Raw genomic sequence first — 20,527 nt, 5'->3', positions numbered from 1 at the left:
GACTCGGCTGCATGGGGGCATCGCCGGTTCACGATTGAAGCGATGCACTGCATGGGGCGGCGCTGCGTCTTGCGTGGACCGCGGCGCGCGACACGAGCAGGCTGCCGGTCGCCAGCGCGAGAAACGCGAGCGAACTGCCGATCGAGCCTGTCAGTCCGAAGACGGGATAGACCCAACCGGCGACGGCTGAGCCGACGCCGATGCCGCAAAACACGAACGACGCGGTCAACGCCAGCGCAATACCTCGCCATTGCGGCATCAGTTCGACGATGCGCCGTTGCTGCGACGGCCACAGCAGGTCGGTCGCGAACGCCCAGGCGAGGAGCGCGACGAACAACAGACGCAAGCTCGGCGGCGTGAAGCGGAGAAACACGAGGTCCAGCGCGAGCAATCCGAGGCCGGCAAACAGCATCGCTTCGGCGCTATAGCGGCGCGCGGCGCGCGTCACGAAGAGGTTGCCCGCGATGCCCGCGGCGCCCAATACGATCAGCGCGGTCGACACCGTATCGGCGCCGGCGTGGAACACGTCGCGAATGATCGGCGCAATGAACGCATAGGTCGAATACACGCCGGCCGCGATGAAGAACACCACCAGAAACGCGCTGAGCGTATCGGTGCGCGTCAGCAACGATGCCATCGTCGCGAATTCGATGGTTTCCCCCTGGCTCGTGTCCGGGACTGCCCGAACGATAAGCGCGGCGGTTACCGCGCCTGCGAGTCCAATGACGAGAAAGAGCACGCGCGCGCCCCACGCGTGCGCGATCCACGCGGACAGCGGCATGCCTACCAGGCCGGCGACGCTCAGGCCCAGCAGCACGACGGCGATCGCGCTGCCCTGTTGATCACGTTCGACGAGGCTCGAGCCCAACGCGCCGAGCACCGGGCCGATGAACCCTGCGCCGACGCCCATCAGCACGCGCGACAGCAGCAGCACCGGATAATTTGGCGCGGCTGCGAGCAGCAAGGCGGCCGCGCTGAACAGCGTCAGGCCGAGCAATACCTGGCGGCGGCGCCGCAGATGGCCGAAGCCGACCTGCAGCAGCGGCGCTGCAAGCGCGAACGTGACGCCGAATACGGTCACGAGGTACACGCTTTGCGAATCCGCGAGCCCCCATTGATGCGAGATCGAATCGAGGCTGCCGACGACGGACAGCGCGCCCGTCGCCTGGACGAAGTATGCGAGACTCAAGATGCGAAGCGCGCGGGTCGTGCGCGCTGAAAAGGGTGTAGTCATGTTGGGTCCTTTCGAGCCTGGGAAGCGCGCGCTCCGGAAAGCCGGGTCGAAGCGCACAGGGGCGGCCGGTCAACTGCCGAATGCGTGGAGAACCAGCTCGGCCGCGACGTGCCATGCGCCCGCCGCACAGATCAGCAGCCCGAGCGCTCGACGTAGCGGGTATGACATCGGTATCAACGGGCGGCCAACGACGTGTAACCGGCGGCCTTCGTGACATCGGCCTGCGGATTCGAGATCGCGTTTTGCATCACGCCGACGACCTTTCCGCCCTCGACGAGGGCAGGCGCATCGTGGCTCGGCAGCAGAAACCGGCTCGTTGCGAGCGCGCGCTTGATCGCGCGCTTTTCGTCGAGCGTCGACATTGCGCGGTTCGCGGTGATCGTGGGTTCGTGCGCGGCCTGATCGAGGATCGGGTCGATCAGTTGGTCCTGCAGGTTGTACGCGATATCGCCGCAGATGTTCGCGATGCCTTCATCGGTTTCGACGAGCACCGACAGGGAACCCGGCGTGTGACCGCCGGACAGGCGGACTGCGACGCCCGGAATGATCTCTTCCTCGAACGTACCGTCGACGTCGAGCAGACGGATCGCGCCGCGCGTGTGCAGGCGGTCGATCAGATGCTTCGTATCGGCGGCTGTGTACATCAGCGGGCCCATGATTCCCGAGGCGGCGAATTCGAGCTCGCGGCGCGAGATTGCGACGGTGGTCGTCATTGGAAACCGGTCGGTCATGCCGACGTGATCGATATGCGCATGCGTGTGCACGATGTGGCGGATATCGCCCATCTTCAGCCCATGCTGCGCAAGGTGATGCTCGATCGTCATTTCCGGCGTGACTTCGTACGGCAAGCCGAAAGCCGTGTACTGCTCGACGTTGCGTGAGCCCGTATCGACGAGCACCGGATGTGCGCCGCCGGTGATCAGGAAGCCCAGCACCGGGATCGTCACCTGCTTGCCCGGTTCGCGAAACAGCACGAGACCGCTCGAATCGAGCGACATGTTGCCGAAATTGATGGGGTGAATCTTCAAGGCCATGGCTGCTCTCCGTTTGGATCGGCACTTTATTGAACCGATTGGTTCATTATGAGTGCGCGGAGCGGCCTACGCCAATTAAAAAAACCAATCGGTTCAAAATGAAGTGGCTATCGGGCCGAGGCGCCGGCCGTCGGGGGCGTCAGAGAAGGCGCAGCGCTTGCATGAATGCGCCGACGGCGTCGCTTTCCGCCAGTTGAGGCAAATTGCGTTCGATGCAATAACCGGCAAAGAACACTGTGACGATCGTTGCGATCGTTGCGGCCGGGAGCTGGTGACGTTCCGCTTCGACGTTTTCGATGATCTGCGGCATCAGCCTGTGGTGATACGCACCAACCACCTCACGGACCCGCTCGGACAGCGACGGGAATTCACGGATCGAATTGACGGAAAAACAGCCCACGCAGCCGTTGTCTTGCGGATCGCCGAGCCGAAGAAAGCGCTCGATGTTGCCGTAGCCCTTCGGTTCTGCGGTGAGGATCTGCTGTGCGCCCCGATGCTCGTAGTAATAGAGAAGGCTATGCAGGAACAAGTCTTCCTTGTCCTCGAACTCCGAATAGAGCCCGGACTTATTGACGCCGGTGGCTTGTTCCAGCTGCTGGAGCGAGGTGCCGGCGAAGCCGTATTTCCAAAAGAGCGGGAGCGTTTTTTCCAACACGCCGTCTCGGCTGAATTTTTTGGGTCTGCCCATTTCGGAACACCACACGATGAGATGCGAGCATTTTAAACCGAACGGTTCAGTTTGGTGCGGGCATTCGCATTCGTAGGGGTATCCGTCCTTTTCGCGCAAAACCTGACGATTTCGCAGCAAAGCCCTCTGTCGGAAGACTTTGTGCGCGGTTCTGGCCATCGTTGACGGTGCCGGCAGGGATCTGTGCAGGCTGGTTCGCTAGACGGCACGCCGGAATTTTCCACATTCAAGCGGGACAGTTTTGTGGCGTGGGGTCAATGACAGTCCCCGCATCTCGCCCATTCAAACGAGAAATATAAGAACACCTACACAGCGTTCGACCCGCTCAGAAAGCGCAATACCGCCCAGTTGAACGCCCCGGCACGGTCGAGATTTGCATGATGCCCGCCTTCGGGAAGCGTTCCGAAGCGGGCGCCCGGAATCATGGCCGCGAGCCGTTGCCCTTCGGTCGCCGGAAAAATGCTGCCATCTTCGCTTTGCAGCACGAGCGTTTCGCTGCGTATGAGATTCAGTCGCCTTCTGACGTCGTAGTTCGCGATCCCCATGCAGAGGCGGGCGAGCTGCGCGGAATCGGTGGTTGCCGCACGAGCATGGCCGATTTGATACGCGATTTCACCGTCTTCCGATTGAGCGAATTCGGCGCTCACCATCAGAGGCCACATTTCCTCGAACCACCGCGTTGCGCCATCGTCGCGCGCGAAACCGCATTTCCAGAGCTCGAAGCGGCGGACGAATTCGTCGTCGACCAGGTTCGAGAAGCCGTTGCAGACGACCAGCTTGCCGACGCGTGCGGGTGCATCGAGAGCGATCGTCAAAGCGATCGCGCTACCAAGCGAGATGCCGACGAGGGCGGCACTTTCGAGGCCAAGGTAATCCAGCAGAAACTGCACGCCGCCGGCAAGTTCCCTCACGTCAAGCGTGCGGTCCGGATACGAGGACGCACCGTGCCCCGGCAGATCCGGCACGATCACGCGATAACCCGCTTGACGGAGAAACGGCATTTGCCGCGCCCATGCGAGACCGCAGCTACCCAGATCGTGAATCAATATGATCGGTTGGCCGCTGCCGACGTCCGCATAATAAAGATCGTGGTCACTGAATGATAGTTTTGCCATCTGCCTGCTCCACTGCTGCTCCCCACATGTGCTTCCGAACTATCTTAATATTGAGATATATTGGCTGCAAGTTGAGCAACCAAGCCCGCATCGAATGCGAGGATATTCATGATGGTTCCTGGCACCGAAGATCACGTTGACCTGGTCGTCGCGCAATGGCACGACGAGCGACCCGAACTCGATGTGAAGTCGATGGAGGTGTTCGGACGTTTGGCGCGCCTGGCGAAGCATTGCGAAAAGGCGCGGACCGAGGCGTTGTCGCCGTTTGGCTTCAAAGAGGGCGAATTCGACGTTCTGGCCACGCTTCGCCGGTCGGGCGCACCGTACGAACTGTCGCCCACGCAGCTATACCGGTCGCTGATGATTTCGTCGGGCGCGATCACCAACCGCCTGACGCGGCTCGAGCTGGCCGGCCTCGTCGAGCGTATTCCAAATCCGCAAGATGGTAGGGGAATGGCCGTGCGATTGACGCGCGAGGGGCTCGCGCTGATCGACAGGGCGGTGAATGTACACGTCGACACACTGAATCTGTTGCTCGGCGGGCTGAATCGGGACGACCGCACGACGCTCGCGCTACTCCTGAAGCGTGCGCTTCTCGCGCTACCGGGCGAAGCGCTGATGCCTGACGGCGCAGGGTGGGGGCGAGGGGAGCGGGTGTGACATACCGAAAGTCGTTGGGTTTAAGATAAAGACCGAAAAAAATGATGCCGGCGACAACAATAACGATAAGGAAATATCGTGCTTAACAGTAATGTACTGCGCCAACTCGATCTTCAGGACGTGATGGTATTTCTGTGTCTGTACGAACATAAAAGCGCGCGCCGCACCGCCGAAGTCCTGAGCATCAGCCAGCCGACAGTCAGCTATTGCCTGAAACGCTTGCGCAATTGCTTTCACGACGTGCTCTTCGATGTCGATCGCGGCAGCCTCGTCGCGACGGCCAAGGCCGAGGCCATCGAACCGTATCTGCGAAACGTGATCGACGCGGTGAACCACTGCGCCGACATGGATGACGACCAGGTGGCCGCAACGTCACGTCGCGTGATGCGCGTATGCGCGCCGGAGTATTTCGAGCTGCTGCTGTTGCCGGGGGTACTCGAGTCGTTCATGAAGCGCGGCCGTGAAACCTCGCTGATCGTCGATCGCCTCGGCCGCGAGCTGCCGGTAGAACGGCTGCTGGCCGGAGAACTCGATTTCGCGATCGGCTTCGGCCCCGGCTATCATCGGCTGCATCCCGACCTGCAGTGGGAGTCGGTCCTCTCCGACACCTTCGTGTGTCTGACCGCTTCGCGCAAGCTCGCACAGTCGACGCGCGTCTCGCTCGACGAATTCTGCGACATGGCCCACGTGTTCCCGACGCCGTGGGTATCCGAGCGCAACATGATCGACGGCTGGCTCGAAAAGCTCGGCCGCTCGCGCAGTATCGTCGCGTGCGCCAACACGTATCAGGCCTGCCTGAACATCGTCGCGCGGCTGCCGGTCGCTCTGACGCTGCCACGGCGCCTGCTCCAGCACCTGTCGATTCCGGCGAACGTACAGATCTGCGACGTGCCGCTCGGCTTCCCGACCTTCACGCTGGACGTGATCTGGTCGACACCGATGGAAAAGAACCCCGACATCCGCACCATGCGCAGCCTCTTCAAGGATCTCGCGAGCGCCAACGCGTTCGACCCGGGAGAATTGCCTCGCGCCTAGCCGCGACCGAGCCGCGACCGAGCCGCGCCGCGCCGTCCCGGCGACCGGTCCGGTTTATTGCCAGTGAGGAAGCAAAGCCGGGCTTCCTTTCAGGAGCCTGAACAAAATTCACATCCACCATTTAATTTTTAAAACGGTGCGCCCCGCCGTGTCGGTAGATTAGTCAGTGTTCGACGAGGCCGTGATTCGAACACAAAACTAACCACACTGAGAGGCAACTATGATGGATGTTATTGATGTAGTCGCTGCGAGGGTTCAGCATAAACCGTTACCGCGTTTCGGCTTCGAGTTGATCGAAAGCCTCGAGGCCGGTCAAAAGGCGATCGACCTGGTCGATACCGATCAGTTGTACGCGCAACTCGCCCATTCGGGTGTCGTGATCTTTCGCAATTTCGCCGATACGCTCGACGATTTCAACCGCTTCGTCAGCGAGCATTCGGCGCGCGTCACGTTCGACCCGGCGCGCAAGACTTCGACGGAAAACACCGCCGAAATCGATGCCGGCGAGCTGGAAATGGGCCTGCACCGCGAGAACGGCAACCTGCCGTTCACGCCTGACCTGCAATGGTTCTACTGCCTCGAGCCGGCTCGCGTCGGCTCCGAAACGACGATCTGCGACGGGCAGCGCGTGCTGCAGGAACTGACGCCGGCCGTGCGTCGTCTGTTCGAGCAACGCCAGATCAAGTATTCGCGCCGCATTCCCTGGCCGAACGTGCAACGCTTCCTGAGCGTCGAACTCCAGCTGCCGGCGCACGAAGTGAACGACTCGCACCTCGAGGTCGTCAACCAGCGCGTTCGCGGCCAGCACTATCGCCGGCTCGACCAGTTTCTGGTGTCGTCCGAGCGTGTGACCGACGCGATCACCGTCAGCTGCTTCTCCGGCCGTCGCGCGTTCTGCAACTCGCTGCTCGGGCCGAGCGTGAACTACGAGCCGCCGCTGATCACGTGGGCCGACGGTACCGACATCGATTTCGAGGTGTGGGACGAAATCAAGGACGTGACGGCCCGTTATACGTACGACCTGTTCTGGAACAAGGGCGACATCGTCGTGATCGACAACAGTCGCGTGATGCATGGCCGCCGCCGTCTCGCGGACACGGGCCGCCGCATTTTCGGTGCGCAAAGCTATCGCAAGGGAGCCATCGCATGATCAGCGCACTTATCGAACGTCATTTCGCCGAAGCGCCGAACCGCATTGTCGTGCGGGAGATGGACGGCCGCGAATACTCGCTCGACCAATTGCGTGCCGACGTCGCGCGGATCGGCGGCAAGCTGGAGGAGGTGTACGGCGATTGCAGCGGTCTCGTGTTCGGTATTGCCGCGCGCTCCAGCTACACGTGGGTGGCGACGATGCTCGCGATCTTGCGCGTGAAGGCGGTGCTGCTGCCGGTGCCGATCGAGTTTTCCGACGAGCAGATCGGCAGCCTGTTGCACAAGGCCACCGCGATCTTCGCGCAGGATGCGCAAACGGCCGCACGCATCGGTTCGATCCTGCCGGGCATCTCGTGCATCAACGCCGCGAGCGACGAATGGCCCGCAGCGGGCGCACCCACCGGCGAGCGGATCGAGCCGGGCATCTGCGGGATCATCCATACGTCCGGTACGACGTCGAAGCCGAAGGGCGTGAAGATCCGCGACGAGGCGGTCGGCCTGCTCGTGACGAACGTGCTGAAGCGCGTGCCGGCCGGCCCGCTCGATTACCTGTCGATCGTGCCGATGAGCCTGCTGATCGAACAGGTTCTCGGCGTGTTCCTGCCGGTGCTGTCCGGCGGCTCGCTGACGCTGATGCCCGCGCACTACGCAGAGTACGGCGCACGCAGCGGCAATGCGCGCGAATACCTCGACCTGATCGCCAGCGTCAATCCGAACTTCCTGTACTTGCCGCCGAAGCTGCTCGAGGAGGCCGATACCCTGCTGGAGTCGACCAGTACGACGCAACTGTTCGGTCGCCGCAATCCGCATATCATCACGGGCGGCGCGAAGATCCCGGCGACCGTGCTCGAATCGTTGGACAAGCGCGGCGTGCAGGTGTACGAAGCGTACGGTCTCAGCGAGAACAGCTCGATCATCTCGCTGAACTATCCCGGACAGCGCCGCATCGGTTCCGCCGGGACGTTCCTCGACGGGATCGAGCCGGTGATCGTAGACGGCGAGCTGCGCGTGCGCACACCGACGCTCTGCGCGGGCTACTACAACTCTGACGATACGTCGTGCGAGCTCACCGACGGCTACCTGCATACCGGCGACCTCGCCGAGATCGTCGATGGTTTCCTGTACATCACCGGCCGCAAGAAGCACGTGATCATCCTGTCGACGGCGCGCAACATCTCGCCGGAGTGGGTCGAGACGGTTTACAAGGAAAGTCCGCTGATCGACGACATCGTGGTGTTCGGCGAAGGGCGCGAAGAGCCGGCGGCGATCGTGCTGTCCACGCACGACGAAGCGGCGGTGCGCCACGAGATGGCGCGGCTCGAACCGCGGCTCGCGGATTTCGCGCGGGTGCGGCGCGTCCGGGTCGTGACCGACATCGAGCGCTTCCGCACGGATTACTACACGGTCACCGGGCGGCCGCGCCGCCAGCTGATCGAGCGTGACCATGCGGCGTCGCTTTACTGACCGGGGAGCCGAACGTGCAGATCGTACGGACTTTTCACCCGGGCCAGGACGCCTATCGCGAGATTCAGCTCGCGGTCTCGCAGCACTACTATCAGGCGCACGGCGCGCGTCCGGAGCCTCGCCCGGACCAGTTCTGGTGTCTCACCGACCGCAAGAGAACCTTGCCCGGATACGCGTGCCTGGGGCTCAGCTGGGGCGATAGCGCGCGGCTGTTCTCGGAGCACTACCTCGACGAATCGCTGACGAGCCTGTATGGGCTGTCGCGTGCGGAGCTGATCGAGCTCGGGCAGTTCTCGTCGTTCGGCCCGAAGGGCGCGGGGCGCTACCTGATGGCGAGCGTGTTCCGCACACTGGCCCAGCACCACTACCGATACGTGCTGATGACCGCGACGGAGCGGGTGCGTTACATCGTGCAGTCGTTGCAAATCGCCTATGACGACCTCGGCCGCGCGTGTGCGAGCCGGGTGCGTGACCGGCATGTCGACTGGGGCACTTACTACGACAACTCGCCGCGCGTCATCATGGTGAGGATCGACGACATGGCCAGACGCAACGATTTGCCGATGTGGAGCCCGCTCGGCGATCCGCCCTCGGCCCGAATGTCGCCGAGGCAGGTCGAATGCACCGCCAACGGTCACTGATCCCGACAGGCCGCACGCACTCGCGTCGGCCTGTCCCGTCATTTCAGGAACGTCCCCATGTCCAACTCAAACAGATATGAAAACTTCCTCGTGTTCCTCGCGCCGCTGATCAATAGCGTCGGCGGGATCGCGATCGATCTCTATGCGCCGAGCATCCCGGCCATCGGTCGTGAACTCGACGTCCTGCCGAGCATGATGCAGAACACGATCACGATCACGCTCGTGTTCTATGCGATCGGCCAGCTCGGGTTCGGCATACTGGCCGATTGGTGGGGCAGACGCCCGTCGATACTCTTCGGCCTCGTGCTGTTCATCGCCGGCAGTGCGCTGGCCGTCGTCGCGCCTTCGTTCGAGGTGCTGATGGCGGGACGCGCGATTCAGGGCTTCGCAATCGGCTCATGCCAGGTCGTCGCGCGCGCCGTGCTGGTCGACCGGCTGAAGGGCGACCGCTTCCGCGTCGCGATCGTCTACCTCAGCCTGGCGTTCGGGTTGGGCCCGGTGATCGCGCCGTATGTGGGCGGACACGTGCAGGAGTGGGCCGGCTGGCGCTGGAACTTCGTCGTGTATTGCGGCTACGGGCTCGTCGTGCTGTCGTTTGCGTTCGCGGGATTGCGCGAGACGCTGCGGCCGGAATTGCGGCGCACGCCGCGGCAAACCATTGCGGGCTATCGCGAGATCCTGTCTGATCCGCACTTCCAGTCGGCTGTCGCGATGCTCGGGATGAGCTTCTCGGCGTTCCTGATGTGGAACGTGATCGGGCCGTACATCGTGCAGATCCGCCTCGGGCATTCCGCGGCCTACTTCGGCTCGACTGCGCTCGGCGTCGGCTTGTGCTACCTCGGCGGCACGACGCTGAACCGGAGCCTGATCCGCCGCTACAGCGGCGAGCAGCTCATGCGCGGCGGCATCGCGACCTTTGCGCTCGGGGTGGCCTGCGTGGCGTCGAGCGGCGTCGAGCTGAGCCTGGCGACCGCCCTCGGCGGAATCATGCTGATCGCGTTTGCGCAGGGCTTCATCTTCTCCAACGCGATGGCGCGCTCGATGGCCCTGTTCCCGGGCCGCGCCGGCGCTGCAGCCAGTCTGCAAGGGTGCCTGATGCTGGCGCTCGGTTCTATCGTATCGGGGGTCGTCAGCGCGTTGCCCATGGAGACGAACGCGACGATTGCCATCATGTTCGCGTGTCTGCTGGGCGTGACCATGATCGGCTTCCGGCACCTGCATCGCCGGCATCCGCAGGTGGCGCGATGAAGGCCGCCGTCGCGCTCGCGCTGCGGCTCGTGCTCGGCGCGTTCTGGAGCTGGGCGGGCTTGACGAAGATCGTCGGGCACTTCGATGCGGGCCCCTTTCTGACGGCTGCCGTCTCGCGATCCGAGGCGGCGCCCGAAGCGGTGCGGCTCGCGCTGACCAGCGCGATCGTGCACGTCGCGCTTCCGCACGTCGTCGCGGTGAACCTGATCGTGCCCTGGCTCGAACTGGCGGCAGGGCTGTCGATCCTGCTCGGCATCGCGATCACGTGGGGCGTTGCCGGCGCCGCTGCGATGTCGGCGCTGTTCCTCATGTGCGGGGCGGTCAGCACCAATCCGTTGCTGCTGTTCGGCGCCGTCCTGTTGGCCATGTCACACCGGTATGCGCGCGCATGCACCCTTCATGCGCCGCGAGCGCCTGCCACGAACATCTGAGCTCGTGGCGGGCGTTGTTTCGCCGCTTGTCCCGTTCGTAGGGGCAAGCGGCTTTTTTTCGTGTCACGCATGCGAAAAATTTAAACAGGGATTCGAAAAGTTGACGTCCGGGGGCGGCGGTTCCACTCACACTGATGTCATGACTGATTCATTGAGGAGAGATCGGTGAGACGCTCTGTGTTCCTTGCCGCAGGCACGTTGATCGTCCTGTCCGGCGCATTGTTCCTTTGGCGCACGGAACGTGTATCGGCCGCCGATCGGCCGGCGTCGCCACCGTCGCCGTTGCCGGTCGAAACCATCGTCGTGAAGCCGCAGGCCGATGCGCCGACGCTCGAGGCGGTCGGCTCGCTCGAAGCGGTACGGCAGGTGACCATCGCGCCGGAGGTCGCCGGTCGCGTCGTCGACATCCGGTTCGTCGCGGGCTCGCGCGTGAGCGCCGGACAAACGCTCGTGCAACTGTACGACGCACCCGAACAGGCGAAGCTCGCCGGCTTGCAGGCGAAGGCCGACTATACGCGCCGGCAGTTCGACCGTGCCGCGCAGCTCGTGCCGAACGGCGCCGAGCCGAAGGCGACATTCGACGCACGCCGCTATGAACTCGACGCCGCGCGCGCCGATATCCGCGAGACCCAGGCGGTCATTACGCAAAAGCTGATCCGCGCGCCGTTTGCCGGCGTGATCGGCTTGCGCCGCGTGAACGTCGGCCAGTACCTGAACCCGGGCGACCCGATCGCGACGCTGACCGATCTCGGTGTGTTGTACGCGAACTTCACGGTGCCGCAGAAGGAGTTGAGCCGCGTGTCGCTCGGCCAGGCGGTGCGCGTGACGACGGATGCGTATCCGGGGCGGACCTTCGAAGGCCACGTAACGGCGATCGAGCCGCAGGTCGGCGACGAGACCCGCAACATCACCGTGCAGGCCACGGTGGTCAATGCCGGCCAGTTGCTGCGCCCCGGCATGTATATCGACGCGCATCTGGCGCTGCCTGGCCGCGACGCGGTGATCAGCGTGCCGGATACCGCCGTGCAGACCTCCCAGGCGGGCGATACCGTGGTGGTGGTCGAGCAGCGCGATGGGCGCGGCGTCGGCGTTGCCCGCGTGCGCCAGGTGCGTGCCGGCGGGCGCGAGCGTGGCCGCATCGTCATCGAAGACGGGCTGCGCGCCGGCGACGTGGTCGTGACGACCGGGCAGTTGCGCGTCGCACCGGGCGCGAAGGTGCAGGCGCTGGCCGATGCCGGCACACAACAGGAGACGGTGCGATGAGCCAGACCACGCAAGGCGCGCGTTTCACCGACATCTTCGTGCGGCGGCCGGTGCTGTCGATCGTCTGCAGCCTGCTGATCCTGCTGGTGGGCCTGCGCTCGCTCGGTGCGCTGCCGGTGCGCCAGTACCCGATGCTGGAGAGCGCGACGATCAGCGTCGAGACGGCCTATCCCGGTGCGTCGCAGGCGTTGATGCAGGGCTTCGTGACGACGCCGATCGCACAGTCGATCGCGACCGCGGACGGCATCGAGTATTTGACCTCGACGTCCACGCAGGGCAAGAGCGTCGTGAAGGCGCGGCTGCGCCTGAATGCGAACGCCGATCGCGCGATGACGGAAATCATGGCGAAGGTGCAGGAGGTCAAGTACAAGATGCCCGAAGGCGCGTACGACTCCGTGATCACCAAGCTGACCGACGCGCCCACGGCCGTGATGTATCTGGGCTTCTCGAGCGATACGTTGTCGATCCCCGAGATCACCGATTACGTGGTGCGCGTGGCGCAGCCGCTGGTCACCACGGTGCCCGGCGTCGCGTCCGCTGAAATCGTCGGCGGGCAGAATCTCGCGATGCGCGTCTGGCTCGACGCGTCGCGGCTCGCCGCGCACGGGCTGTCGGCCGGCGATGTCGCGGCCGCGCTGAAGGCGAACAATGTGCAGGCTGCGCCGGGCCAGTTGAAGGGCGCGCTGACCGTTGCCGACATTTCCGCGAACACCGACCTGACCGATGTCGGCGCGTTCGGCAACCTCGTCGTGAAATCGGAGGCGAACGGCAGTTTCGTGCGCTTGCGCGACGTCGCGACGATCGAGCTGGGCGGCCAGCAATACAACGCGAGCGCGCTGATGAACGGGCACCGCGCGGTCAACATCGCGATCAACGCGACGCCGTCGGGCAACCCGCTCGACATCGTGCGCGGCGTACAGGCGTTGCTGCCGACGATGGAGCGCAGCAAGCCGGCCAGCATCAGGATCGGCGACGTGTTCGACGTCGCGCGCTTCGTCAACGCGTCGATCGACGAGGTGCGCGAGACGATCGTCGAGGCGATCGCGATCGTCGTGGTCGTCATCTTCCTGTTCCTCGGCTCGTTCCGTGCGGTCGTGATTCCGGTCGTGACGATTCCGCTCGCACTCGTCGGCTCCGCCGCGCTGATGTTGGCCGCGGGCTTTTCGCTGAACCTGCTCACGTTGCTCGCGATGGTGCTGGCGATCGGGCTCGTCGTGGACGACGCGATCGTCGTCGTCGAGAACATTCACCGGCACATCGAATCCGGCGAGCCGCCCGCGCGTGCGGCGCTGCTCGGCGCGCGCGAGATCGCGTCGCCGGTGATCGTGATGACGATCACGCTCGTTGCGGTGTATGCGCCGATCGGGCTGATGGGCGGGCTGACCGGCTCGCTGTTCCGCGAGTTCGCTTTTACGCTCGCAGGGGCGGTGTGCGTGTCGGCGGTCATCGCGTTGACGCTGTCGCCAATGCTGAGCTCGCTGCTGCTCGACAGCCGGATGTCGGAGGGCCGGGTAGCGCGGGCGATCGAACACACGCTCTCGCGCGTCACGCACGGATACCGGCGCCTGCTGCACGCGAGCCTCGGCGCGCGGCCGGCGGTGCTGGTGTTCGGAGCGGGCGTACTGCTGGGCATCGGCCTGCTGTTCAGCGGCGTGAAGCGCGAACTGGCGCCGCAGGAGGACCAGGGCTCGATCATGCTGCAGGTGAAGGCGCCGCAGTACGCGAATCTGGACTACCTCGAACGCTACGCGCCGCAGATCGAGAAGGTGTTCCGCTCGCTGCCGGAAGCGGATACTAGCTTCGTGTTGAACGGCGTCGGCGGGGCGAACCTCGGCTTCGCCGGCGTGAACCTCGTCGACTGGTCGAAGCGCACGCGCAGTGCGGCCGACCTGCAGGCGCGAGTGCAGGCGGGCGCCAACGCGATCGCCGGCGACCAGGTGTTCACGTTCCTGCTGCCGTCGCTGCCCGCGTCGAGCGGCGGCCTGCCGATCCAGATGGTGCTGCGCGCGCCCGCCGATTTCAACAGCATCTTCGCGACGATGGACAAACTGAAGGCTGCCGCGTCGAAGAGCGGACTGTTCTCGGTGGTCGACAGCGATCTGACCTTCGACAGCCGCTCGGTCGGCGTAACGATCGACCGTAACCAGGCGAATGCGCTCGGCGTGACGATGAAGGACATCGCCGACACGCTCGCTGTGCTCGTGGGCGAGAACTACGTGAACCGCTTCGATCACAACGGCCGCTCGTACGACGTGATTCCGCAGGTCGCGCGTGCGGAGCGCCTGTCGTCGGACATGCTGAACCGCTACTACGTAAAGACGCGCGGCGGCAAGATGGTCGCGCTGTCGACCGTCGTGCGCGTGTCGAACGGCAGCCAGGCGAACGCGCTCACGCAGTTCAACCAGTTGAACTCCGCGACCCTGTCGGCGGTGGCCGCACCGGGCGTGACGATGGGGCAAGCGGTCGAGTTTCTGCAGAAACAGCCGCTGCCGGCCGGCTACGAGATCGACTGGCTCGGCGAATCGCGGCAATACGTGCAGGAAGGCAATCGGCTGACGGTCACGTTCGTGTTCGCGCTCGTCGTGATCTTTCTGGTGCTCGCCGCGCAGTTCGAGAGCCTGCGGGATCCGCTCGTGATTCTCGTGTCGGTGCCGCTGTCGGTGTGTGGCGCGTTGGTGCCTCTGTACCTCGGCTTCGCGACGCTGAACATCTATACGCAGATCGGGCTCGTGACGCTGATCGGCCTGATTTCCAAGCATGGGATCCTGATGGTGAGCTTTGCGAACGAGCTGCAACGCACGCAGCATCTCGACCGGCGCGCGGCGATCGAGCACGCGGCCACGGTGCGGCTGCGGCCGATCCTGATGACGACGGCCGCGATGGTCGCCGGGCTCGTGCCGCTGATTTTCGCGCGCGGCGCGGGCGCGGCCAGCCGCTTCGCGATCGGGATCACGGTGTCGACCGGCATGCTGGTCGGTACGCTGTTCACGCTGTTCGTGTTGCCGACCGTGTACACGCTGATTGCGAAGCGCCATCGCGAGGCGGCGAACAGCGAGCGCGCCCGCGTGCTGGAGACCGTATGAAAGTGCAATCTGAAACGCGTGCCGCGACGGGACGCAACGAGGGCAACATGAGTGGAATTCGGATGATGGCCGCTGCGGCGCTCGCGCTGTTCGCCGCGGGCTGCACGCTGGCGCCGCATTACACGCGGCCCGACGCGCCCGTCGCGCAGGCATACCCGTCCGGCGGCGTCTATGCGACGCAGCCCGGCGCTGCCGGCGCGCGCAGCGCGAACGGCCAGGCGGCGACCGCCATCGGCTGGCGCGAATTCTTCGTCGATCCGCGCCTGCAGCGGCTGATCGAGATCGCGCTGAAGAACAACCGCGACCTGCGCGTCGCGGTGCTGAACATCGAGGCGTCGCGCGCGCAGTACCAGATCACGCGCGCGGGCCTGTTCCCGACGCTCGACGGTACGGGCACCGGCAACATCCAGCGCGTGCCGCGCGGCGTGTCGCAGACCGGCGCGCCGTACATCTCGCGCACCTACAACGTCGGGCTGTCCGCGTCGTGGGAGCTCGACCTGTTCGGCCGCGTGCAGAGCCTGAAGGACCAGGCGCTCGCACAGTATCTGGCAACGTCGTACGCGCGTCAGGCGACCGAGATCTCGCTCGTGTCGCAGGTCGCGGACCAATATCTGACGCTGCTGTCGACCGAGGATCTGCTGAAGGTCACGGAAAACACGCTGAAGACCGCGCAGGCGTCGTACGACCTGACGAAGCTGCAGTTCGACAACGGTACGGGCTCCGAGCTCGACCTGCGTCAGGCGCAGACGGTCGTCGAAACGGCGCTCGCGAACCAGCAGGCGCAGGCGCGTGCGCGTGCGCAGGCGCTGAACGCGCTGGTGCTGCTGATTGGCGAGCCGCTGCCGGACGATCTGCCGGCGGGCATGCCGCTCGACGCGCAGAACCTGCTCACGGACGTGCCGGCGGGCCTGCCGTCGGATCTGCTCACGCGTCGCCCCGACGTGATGCAGGCCGAGCAGACGCTGCTCGCCGCGAACGCGAACATCGGCGCGGCGCGCGCGGCGTTCTTCCCGCGCATCTCGCTGACGGGCGCGTTCGGCACTGCAAGCCCGACGCTTGGCGGGTTGTTCAAGGCCGGCACGGCGGCGTGGTCGTTCGCGCCGCAGATCACGATGCCGATCTTCGAAGGCGGGCAGAACATCGCGAACCTGAATCTCGCGAACGTGCAAAAGCGCATCGAGATCGCGAACTACGAGAAGGCGATCCAGTCGGCGTTCCGCGAAGTGTCTGACGGGCTGGCGGCACGCGGCACGTACGACCAGCAGATCGCGGCGCTCGAGCGCAACGAGCACGCGCAGCAGCGCCGCTTCGACTTGTCGGACCTGCGCTACAAGAACGGCGTCGACAGCTATCTGTCGGTGCTGACCGCGCAGACCGATCTCTACTCGGCGCAGCAGACGCTGATCAGCGCACGGCTCGTACGCTGGACGAACCTCGTCGACCTGTATCGCGCACTGGGCGGCGGCTGGATTCAACGCGCCGGCGAGACGCCGCGCGCGCCGGATGCATCGGCCGACTAAAACATTCCGCGAGCGGGTTTAAAGATGCCTTCGCAGAAGCACATTGGCATTATTGAAGCGGGCAGGAGAACCGAGCACCACATCGAATCGTGGCTGACGCAGCGGGGCGCTGGCGGTCGCCGCGAGCGTTGCCCGCTTCCCTTACCGGCCTCGTCCGAGCGACAGCTTCTCGATCAGCAGCTGAAGGTTGACCGGCTTCGGCAGATGATCGTCAAAGCCCGCTTCGATCGCGGCGTCTCGATCGTGTATCGAAGCGAGCCCCGTCAGCGCGAGTGCGTAGATGCGCCGTCGATCGCCTTCGTATGCGCGAACACTGCGCAACAGTGCATGGCCGTCTGCGCCAGGCATGGCCAGGTCGCTGATGAGGATGTCGAATGAACCCGCCGTCAGACAGGCGAGCGCTTCTTGCGCACCGTTGGCCGTCTGAACTTGTGCACCCAGACCGCGCAGCAACTGTGCCAATGCCTCCTGCGCTGGGACGTCGTCGTCGACCAGCAGAATCGATAGGCCGTCCATACGCGCCGAACTGTTTGACGCCGGCACAACGATGTCCGATTCGACGACGGTCTCGTGCATCAGTGGCAGACGCACCGTCAAGCGCGTGCCGCGGCCTTCGCCGTCACTGCTGGCAGTCACCGTTCCGCCGTGTGCCGAGACCAGATGCTTGACGATTGACAGGCCAAGGCCGAGGCCGCCGTAATTCCGGGTGCGCGTGATGTCGGACTGCATGAAGCGATCAAACAGGCGTGGCAGCAACTCGGCCTTCACCCCGATGCCGTTGTCTGTGACCGAGAGTTCGACCAGCGTGCCGAGTTGTGTCAACGCGACCTCGACGCGGCCGCCGTCGGGCGTGAACTTGAGTGCATTGCCGAGCAGATTGGACGCAACCTGCTGGAGGCGACGTGCGTCGCCGCTGACGATTGCCCGCCCTTGCAAACCCGCGCTGACCAGAGTGATGCGCTTTTTTTCCGCGGCAGGCCGATTGCTTTCCACGACCGTACGTACGGCCGCGGCGAAGTCGAGCGGTTTGGTGTCGAGCGAAAATCGACCCGACGAGATGCGCGAGATATCCAGCAGGTCGTCGATCAATTCGGCCTGCAATTGGCAATGACGCAGGATGGTCGTCACCGCGCGCTGGCTCAATTCCTCGTCCGTCGGCATGCGGCGTTCGCGTGCCGTCATCAGCACCGCGGCCCAACCCGAGATCACGTTCAGCGGCGAGCGCAGTTCGTGCGAAACGAGTGCGAGGAAGTTGTCTTTTGCCGTATTGGCCCGCTCGGCCTCGCTACGGGCGGCCTCTGCCGTGCCGAGGGCGAGCTTGAGCGCGTCGATGTCCTGGAACGCGAGCACGGCGCCGTCGATGCGATCATCTGCGGTGCGGTACGCGCGCACGTTGACCAGCCACCAGCGGCCTTCGCTGTCCTGGTACTCGTGCTCCACATCGGCCAATCCCTGGACGGCGGACTGCACCACGCGTTCGAGATCGGCTGCGGAGAACAGGCTGTTTTGCTGTGCCATCGGTTGTCCGACGCTATCGTCGGACAACGCGAACAGCGTTTGGGCTTGCGGTGAAAAATGACGCAAGCGCAACTGTCGGTCGAGCACCACGACGGGCAGCGGAATGCCTTCGACGAGGTTGCTGAGGTCGTCGTTCGCGCGATCGAGTTGCTGATTGCGCGACTTCAGCTCGTCATTGAGCGAAGCCAGCTCCTGGTTGGCCGACTCGAGCTCTTGCTTGGCCAGCAGCAATTCCTCGTTGGCGCTTTGCAACTCTTCGTTGGTGCTGAGCATCTCCTCATTGGCGGTACGCAGTTCCTCGTTGGCGGATTCGAATTCGGCAACGACGGTTTTGAGCTGCGTCTGCGTCGCTTCGAGTTCGTCCGACAGCGTGGTCACCGTGCGTTCCAGCTCCTGGACCCTGCCGCCGCTCGCGCCTGTACTCGCGCCATACCGCGTGGACGCATCGTCGGGCAACCGCGCCATCGTGACCAGGAAATGCGGCACCAGATCGTCGGCTGTGAGCGGCAAGACTTCCAGTGCGAAGTGCTGGTCGCCAAGCGCGACCCGCTCTCGCCGCACCGGCTCGTTCGTTCGCTTGGCCTCGATCAGCGCAGTGCGCACCGTCACGTTCAATTCGGGCTGCAGCAGGCGCGGCAGAGCGAGCGACGCTTCGCCGCTTGCAGGCGCGACGAAGCCGGACACGTCGCCGCGGAAGTGCACGACGTCGCCCTTGTCGTCGACGACGAAGCCGGGCGGCGAATAGCGCTCCAGCGCCGCGCGATTGGCTGCTTCCAAAACCGGGTCCGGCTGCTGCGCGCGGCGTACCGATGGCACGGCGCCCTGGCTCGCCCACGGCCGTAATGCGTCGATGGGAAATGCCCCTTGATGTCGCTTGCCGGCCGGCACCTTGCGGTACAGGTGCGGCGCGCCAGCGTGTTCGAAGCCGTCCGCGCCCGACACTGCTTCGGCGCGCCCGAGGAGCATAAAACCATCTGTCCGGCACGCGTAGTGCAGCACCTCGAGCACGTGTTGCTGTGCTTCCTTGCGCAGATAGATCAGCAGGTTGCGGCAACTGATCAGGTCCATGCCGGAGAACGGCGCGTGCGTCAGCACGTTGTGTCGCGCGAACACGCACATGTCGCGTATCGACTTGCGCACGACATAGCCGCCCGAAGTGGCCGCGAACGTGGACTCGCGAAACGGCTCCGGCACGTCCTCGATCGACGCCAGGCTGTAGCGCCCGGCTCGTGCAATCTCGATTGACGCTTCGTTGATGTCGGTGCCGAAGATCTGTACGCGGCGGTGCGGTGCTTCGCGGTCCAGCGCCTCTCTCAACAACGTGGCAATGGTGTAGACCTCTTCACCGGTCGAGCAGGCGGGCACCCATATACGCACTGGATCGCGCTTCAGTTCGAGAAGCGCGGGGATGACGGACTGGCGCAGCACGTTGACGAACTCGGCATCGCGGAAGAAAGCGGTCACGCCGATCAGAATGTCGTCCCGCAGCGCCTCGGCTTCGCGCGCATCGCTACGCAGCAGCTGGAGATAAGCGTCCACGTCCCGGTCTTTCTGCAACAGGACGCGGCGTAGAAACCGGCGGCGCAAATTGACGTCCTTGACGTAGCTGAGATTGATGCCCGTCCTCTGCTGAACGATGGAAATTGCGGTCGCGAGCGGGTCGTTTTCGGACGTCTGCGTGTCCTGTGTGTCGTCGCCGCGGGATTGGTCGCCGAAGCGCTGTGTCAGACACGCGGCGATGTCTTCCGGCGGAAGCACCTCGTCGACCAGACCCGTATCGATTGCCGCGGTGGGCATGCCCGTGTGATTGGCCGTCTGCGGCAGCTGGGCAATAGCGAAGCCGCCGGAGGCCTTCAGGTCAACCAGGCCGGCCGCTCCGTCCTGCCCGGTGCCGGAAAGAATCACCACCGCGCCATTCACGTCGGGATCCTGCGCGAGCGATGCCAGGCACGTATCGATCGGCAGATTCAGCCCGGTCTGCCGGCGCGTGAGCCTGAAATGGCCGTCCAGGGCGATCACGCCGGCGTTTTCGGGCAGCACGTATACGCGGTCGTGTTCGATTTTCCGGAGATGGGCGAGTTTTTCGACCGGCATGCGCGCATCCGCCTGCAGGATATCGGCCAGCCGACTTTCCTCGCTGGGATCCAGGTGTGTAATGACGAGTGCGGCGAATCCGGGTTCGCGGGGCAGCGCGGCGACGATCGCGCGCAGAGCGTCCAGGCTCCCGGCCGAGCCGCCAAGTACAACCACTCGCAGTGGCTCCGACGAAATCGACCCCACGGCCGTTCTCCTGTTTGCGCTAGTAACGTGGGACGGAGTCTATCGTCGCCACCTCCACACTTCAACAACGCAAGTACCACGGACGTGTGCGGTGACATTGAGACGTTCTACGACCCCATTCCCCGGCGACCTGTCTCCTATGGAGTTTGGGCGGCGCTAGC

General features: G+C 64.5%; 15 protein-coding genes. 10 read left to right on the top strand and 5 right to left on the bottom strand.

Annotation, left to right across the window (positions count from 1 at the left end; all coding sequences use genetic code 11):
* Nucleotides 1-28 precede the first annotated feature (28 nt).
* From WK25_RS17640 to WK25_RS17625, 4 genes are all read right to left on the bottom strand, one after another.
* Nucleotides 29-1,234: an MFS transporter gene (locus WK25_RS17640; RefSeq protein ID WP_069242236.1), complete on the bottom strand. Its 1,206-nt coding sequence runs from the start codon at nucleotides 1,232-1,234 to the stop codon at nucleotides 29-31.
* A gap of 173 nt (nucleotides 1,235-1,407) precedes the next feature.
* The gene (locus tag WK25_RS17635; RefSeq protein ID WP_038570962.1) at nucleotides 1,408-2,268 is read right to left on the bottom strand and encodes an N-acyl homoserine lactonase family protein; all 861 of its coding nucleotides are present in this window, start codon (nucleotides 2,266-2,268) and stop codon (nucleotides 1,408-1,410) included.
* 139 nt (nucleotides 2,269-2,407) lie between these two features.
* Complete coding sequence (locus tag WK25_RS17630) at nucleotides 2,408-2,956, bottom strand: TetR/AcrR family transcriptional regulator (RefSeq protein WP_069242235.1); 549 nt, start codon at nucleotides 2,954-2,956, stop codon at nucleotides 2,408-2,410.
* Nucleotides 2,957-3,261: 305 nt separating this feature from the next.
* Nucleotides 3,262-4,071, bottom strand: a complete 810-nt coding sequence (locus tag WK25_RS17625; RefSeq protein WP_038570957.1) for an alpha/beta fold hydrolase — start codon at nucleotides 4,069-4,071, stop codon at nucleotides 3,262-3,264.
* A gap of 108 nt (nucleotides 4,072-4,179) precedes the next feature.
* On the opposite strand from WK25_RS17625, the gene WK25_RS17620 reads away from it, so the two are divergent.
* The 10 genes from WK25_RS17620 (at nucleotide 4,180) to WK25_RS17575 (ending at nucleotide 16,568) form a co-directional block, all read left to right on the top strand.
* A complete protein-coding gene (locus WK25_RS17620; protein WP_069242234.1) occupies nucleotides 4,180-4,731 on the top strand; it encodes a MarR family winged helix-turn-helix transcriptional regulator in 552 nt (183 codons plus the stop codon).
* Nucleotides 4,732-4,809: 78 nt separating this feature from the next.
* Nucleotides 4,810-5,766, top strand: a complete 957-nt coding sequence (locus tag WK25_RS17615) for a LysR family transcriptional regulator (protein WP_069242233.1) — start codon at nucleotides 4,810-4,812, stop codon at nucleotides 5,764-5,766.
* 289 nt (nucleotides 5,767-6,055) lie between these two features.
* A complete protein-coding gene (locus tag WK25_RS17610; protein WP_226209403.1) occupies nucleotides 6,056-6,916 on the top strand; it encodes a TauD/TfdA family dioxygenase in 861 nt (286 codons plus the stop codon).
* A complete protein-coding gene (locus WK25_RS17605; RefSeq protein WP_069242232.1) occupies nucleotides 6,913-8,382 on the top strand; it encodes an AMP-binding protein in 1,470 nt (489 codons plus the stop codon). The genes WK25_RS17610 and WK25_RS17605 overlap by 4 nt, the downstream gene beginning before the upstream one ends.
* A gap of 14 nt (nucleotides 8,383-8,396) precedes the next feature.
* Nucleotides 8,397-9,023 (top strand): thermostable hemolysin, encoded by a 627-nt coding sequence (locus tag WK25_RS17600; protein WP_038570942.1) that lies wholly within the window; start codon nucleotides 8,397-8,399, stop codon nucleotides 9,021-9,023.
* Nucleotides 9,024-9,080: 57 nt separating this feature from the next.
* The gene (locus tag WK25_RS17595) at nucleotides 9,081-10,271 is read left to right on the top strand and encodes a multidrug effflux MFS transporter (RefSeq protein ID WP_069242231.1); all 1,191 of its coding nucleotides are present in this window, start codon (nucleotides 9,081-9,083) and stop codon (nucleotides 10,269-10,271) included.
* Nucleotides 10,268-10,702: a DoxX family protein gene (locus WK25_RS17590; RefSeq protein ID WP_069242230.1), complete on the top strand. Its 435-nt coding sequence runs from the start codon at nucleotides 10,268-10,270 to the stop codon at nucleotides 10,700-10,702. Before WK25_RS17595 ends, WK25_RS17590 begins: the two co-directional genes overlap by 4 nt.
* Before the next feature lie 165 nt (nucleotides 10,703-10,867).
* Complete coding sequence (locus tag WK25_RS17585) at nucleotides 10,868-11,965, top strand: efflux RND transporter periplasmic adaptor subunit (protein ID WP_069242229.1); 1,098 nt, start codon at nucleotides 10,868-10,870, stop codon at nucleotides 11,963-11,965.
* A complete protein-coding gene (locus tag WK25_RS17580; protein ID WP_059548193.1) occupies nucleotides 11,962-15,048 on the top strand; it encodes an efflux RND transporter permease subunit in 3,087 nt (1,028 codons plus the stop codon). Before WK25_RS17585 ends, WK25_RS17580 begins: the two co-directional genes overlap by 4 nt.
* A gap of 47 nt (nucleotides 15,049-15,095) precedes the next feature.
* Nucleotides 15,096-16,568 carry an efflux transporter outer membrane subunit gene (locus WK25_RS17575; protein WP_069242456.1) on the top strand — a complete coding sequence of 491 codons (1,473 nt, stop codon included), beginning with the start codon at nucleotides 15,096-15,098 and terminating at the stop codon, nucleotides 16,566-16,568.
* A gap of 141 nt (nucleotides 16,569-16,709) precedes the next feature.
* On the opposite strand, the gene WK25_RS17570 is transcribed toward WK25_RS17575, so the two are convergent.
* Complete coding sequence (locus tag WK25_RS17570; protein ID WP_069242228.1) at nucleotides 16,710-20,366, bottom strand: CheR family methyltransferase; 3,657 nt, start codon at nucleotides 20,364-20,366, stop codon at nucleotides 16,710-16,712.
* Between the last annotated feature and the right edge of the window lie 161 nt (nucleotides 20,367-20,527).

Source organism: Burkholderia latens (genome assembly GCF_001718795.1).
Lineage (GTDB): Bacteria > Pseudomonadota > Gammaproteobacteria > Burkholderiales > Burkholderiaceae > Burkholderia > Burkholderia latens_A.
This window is presented reverse-complemented; position numbering and strand designations above follow the sequence as displayed.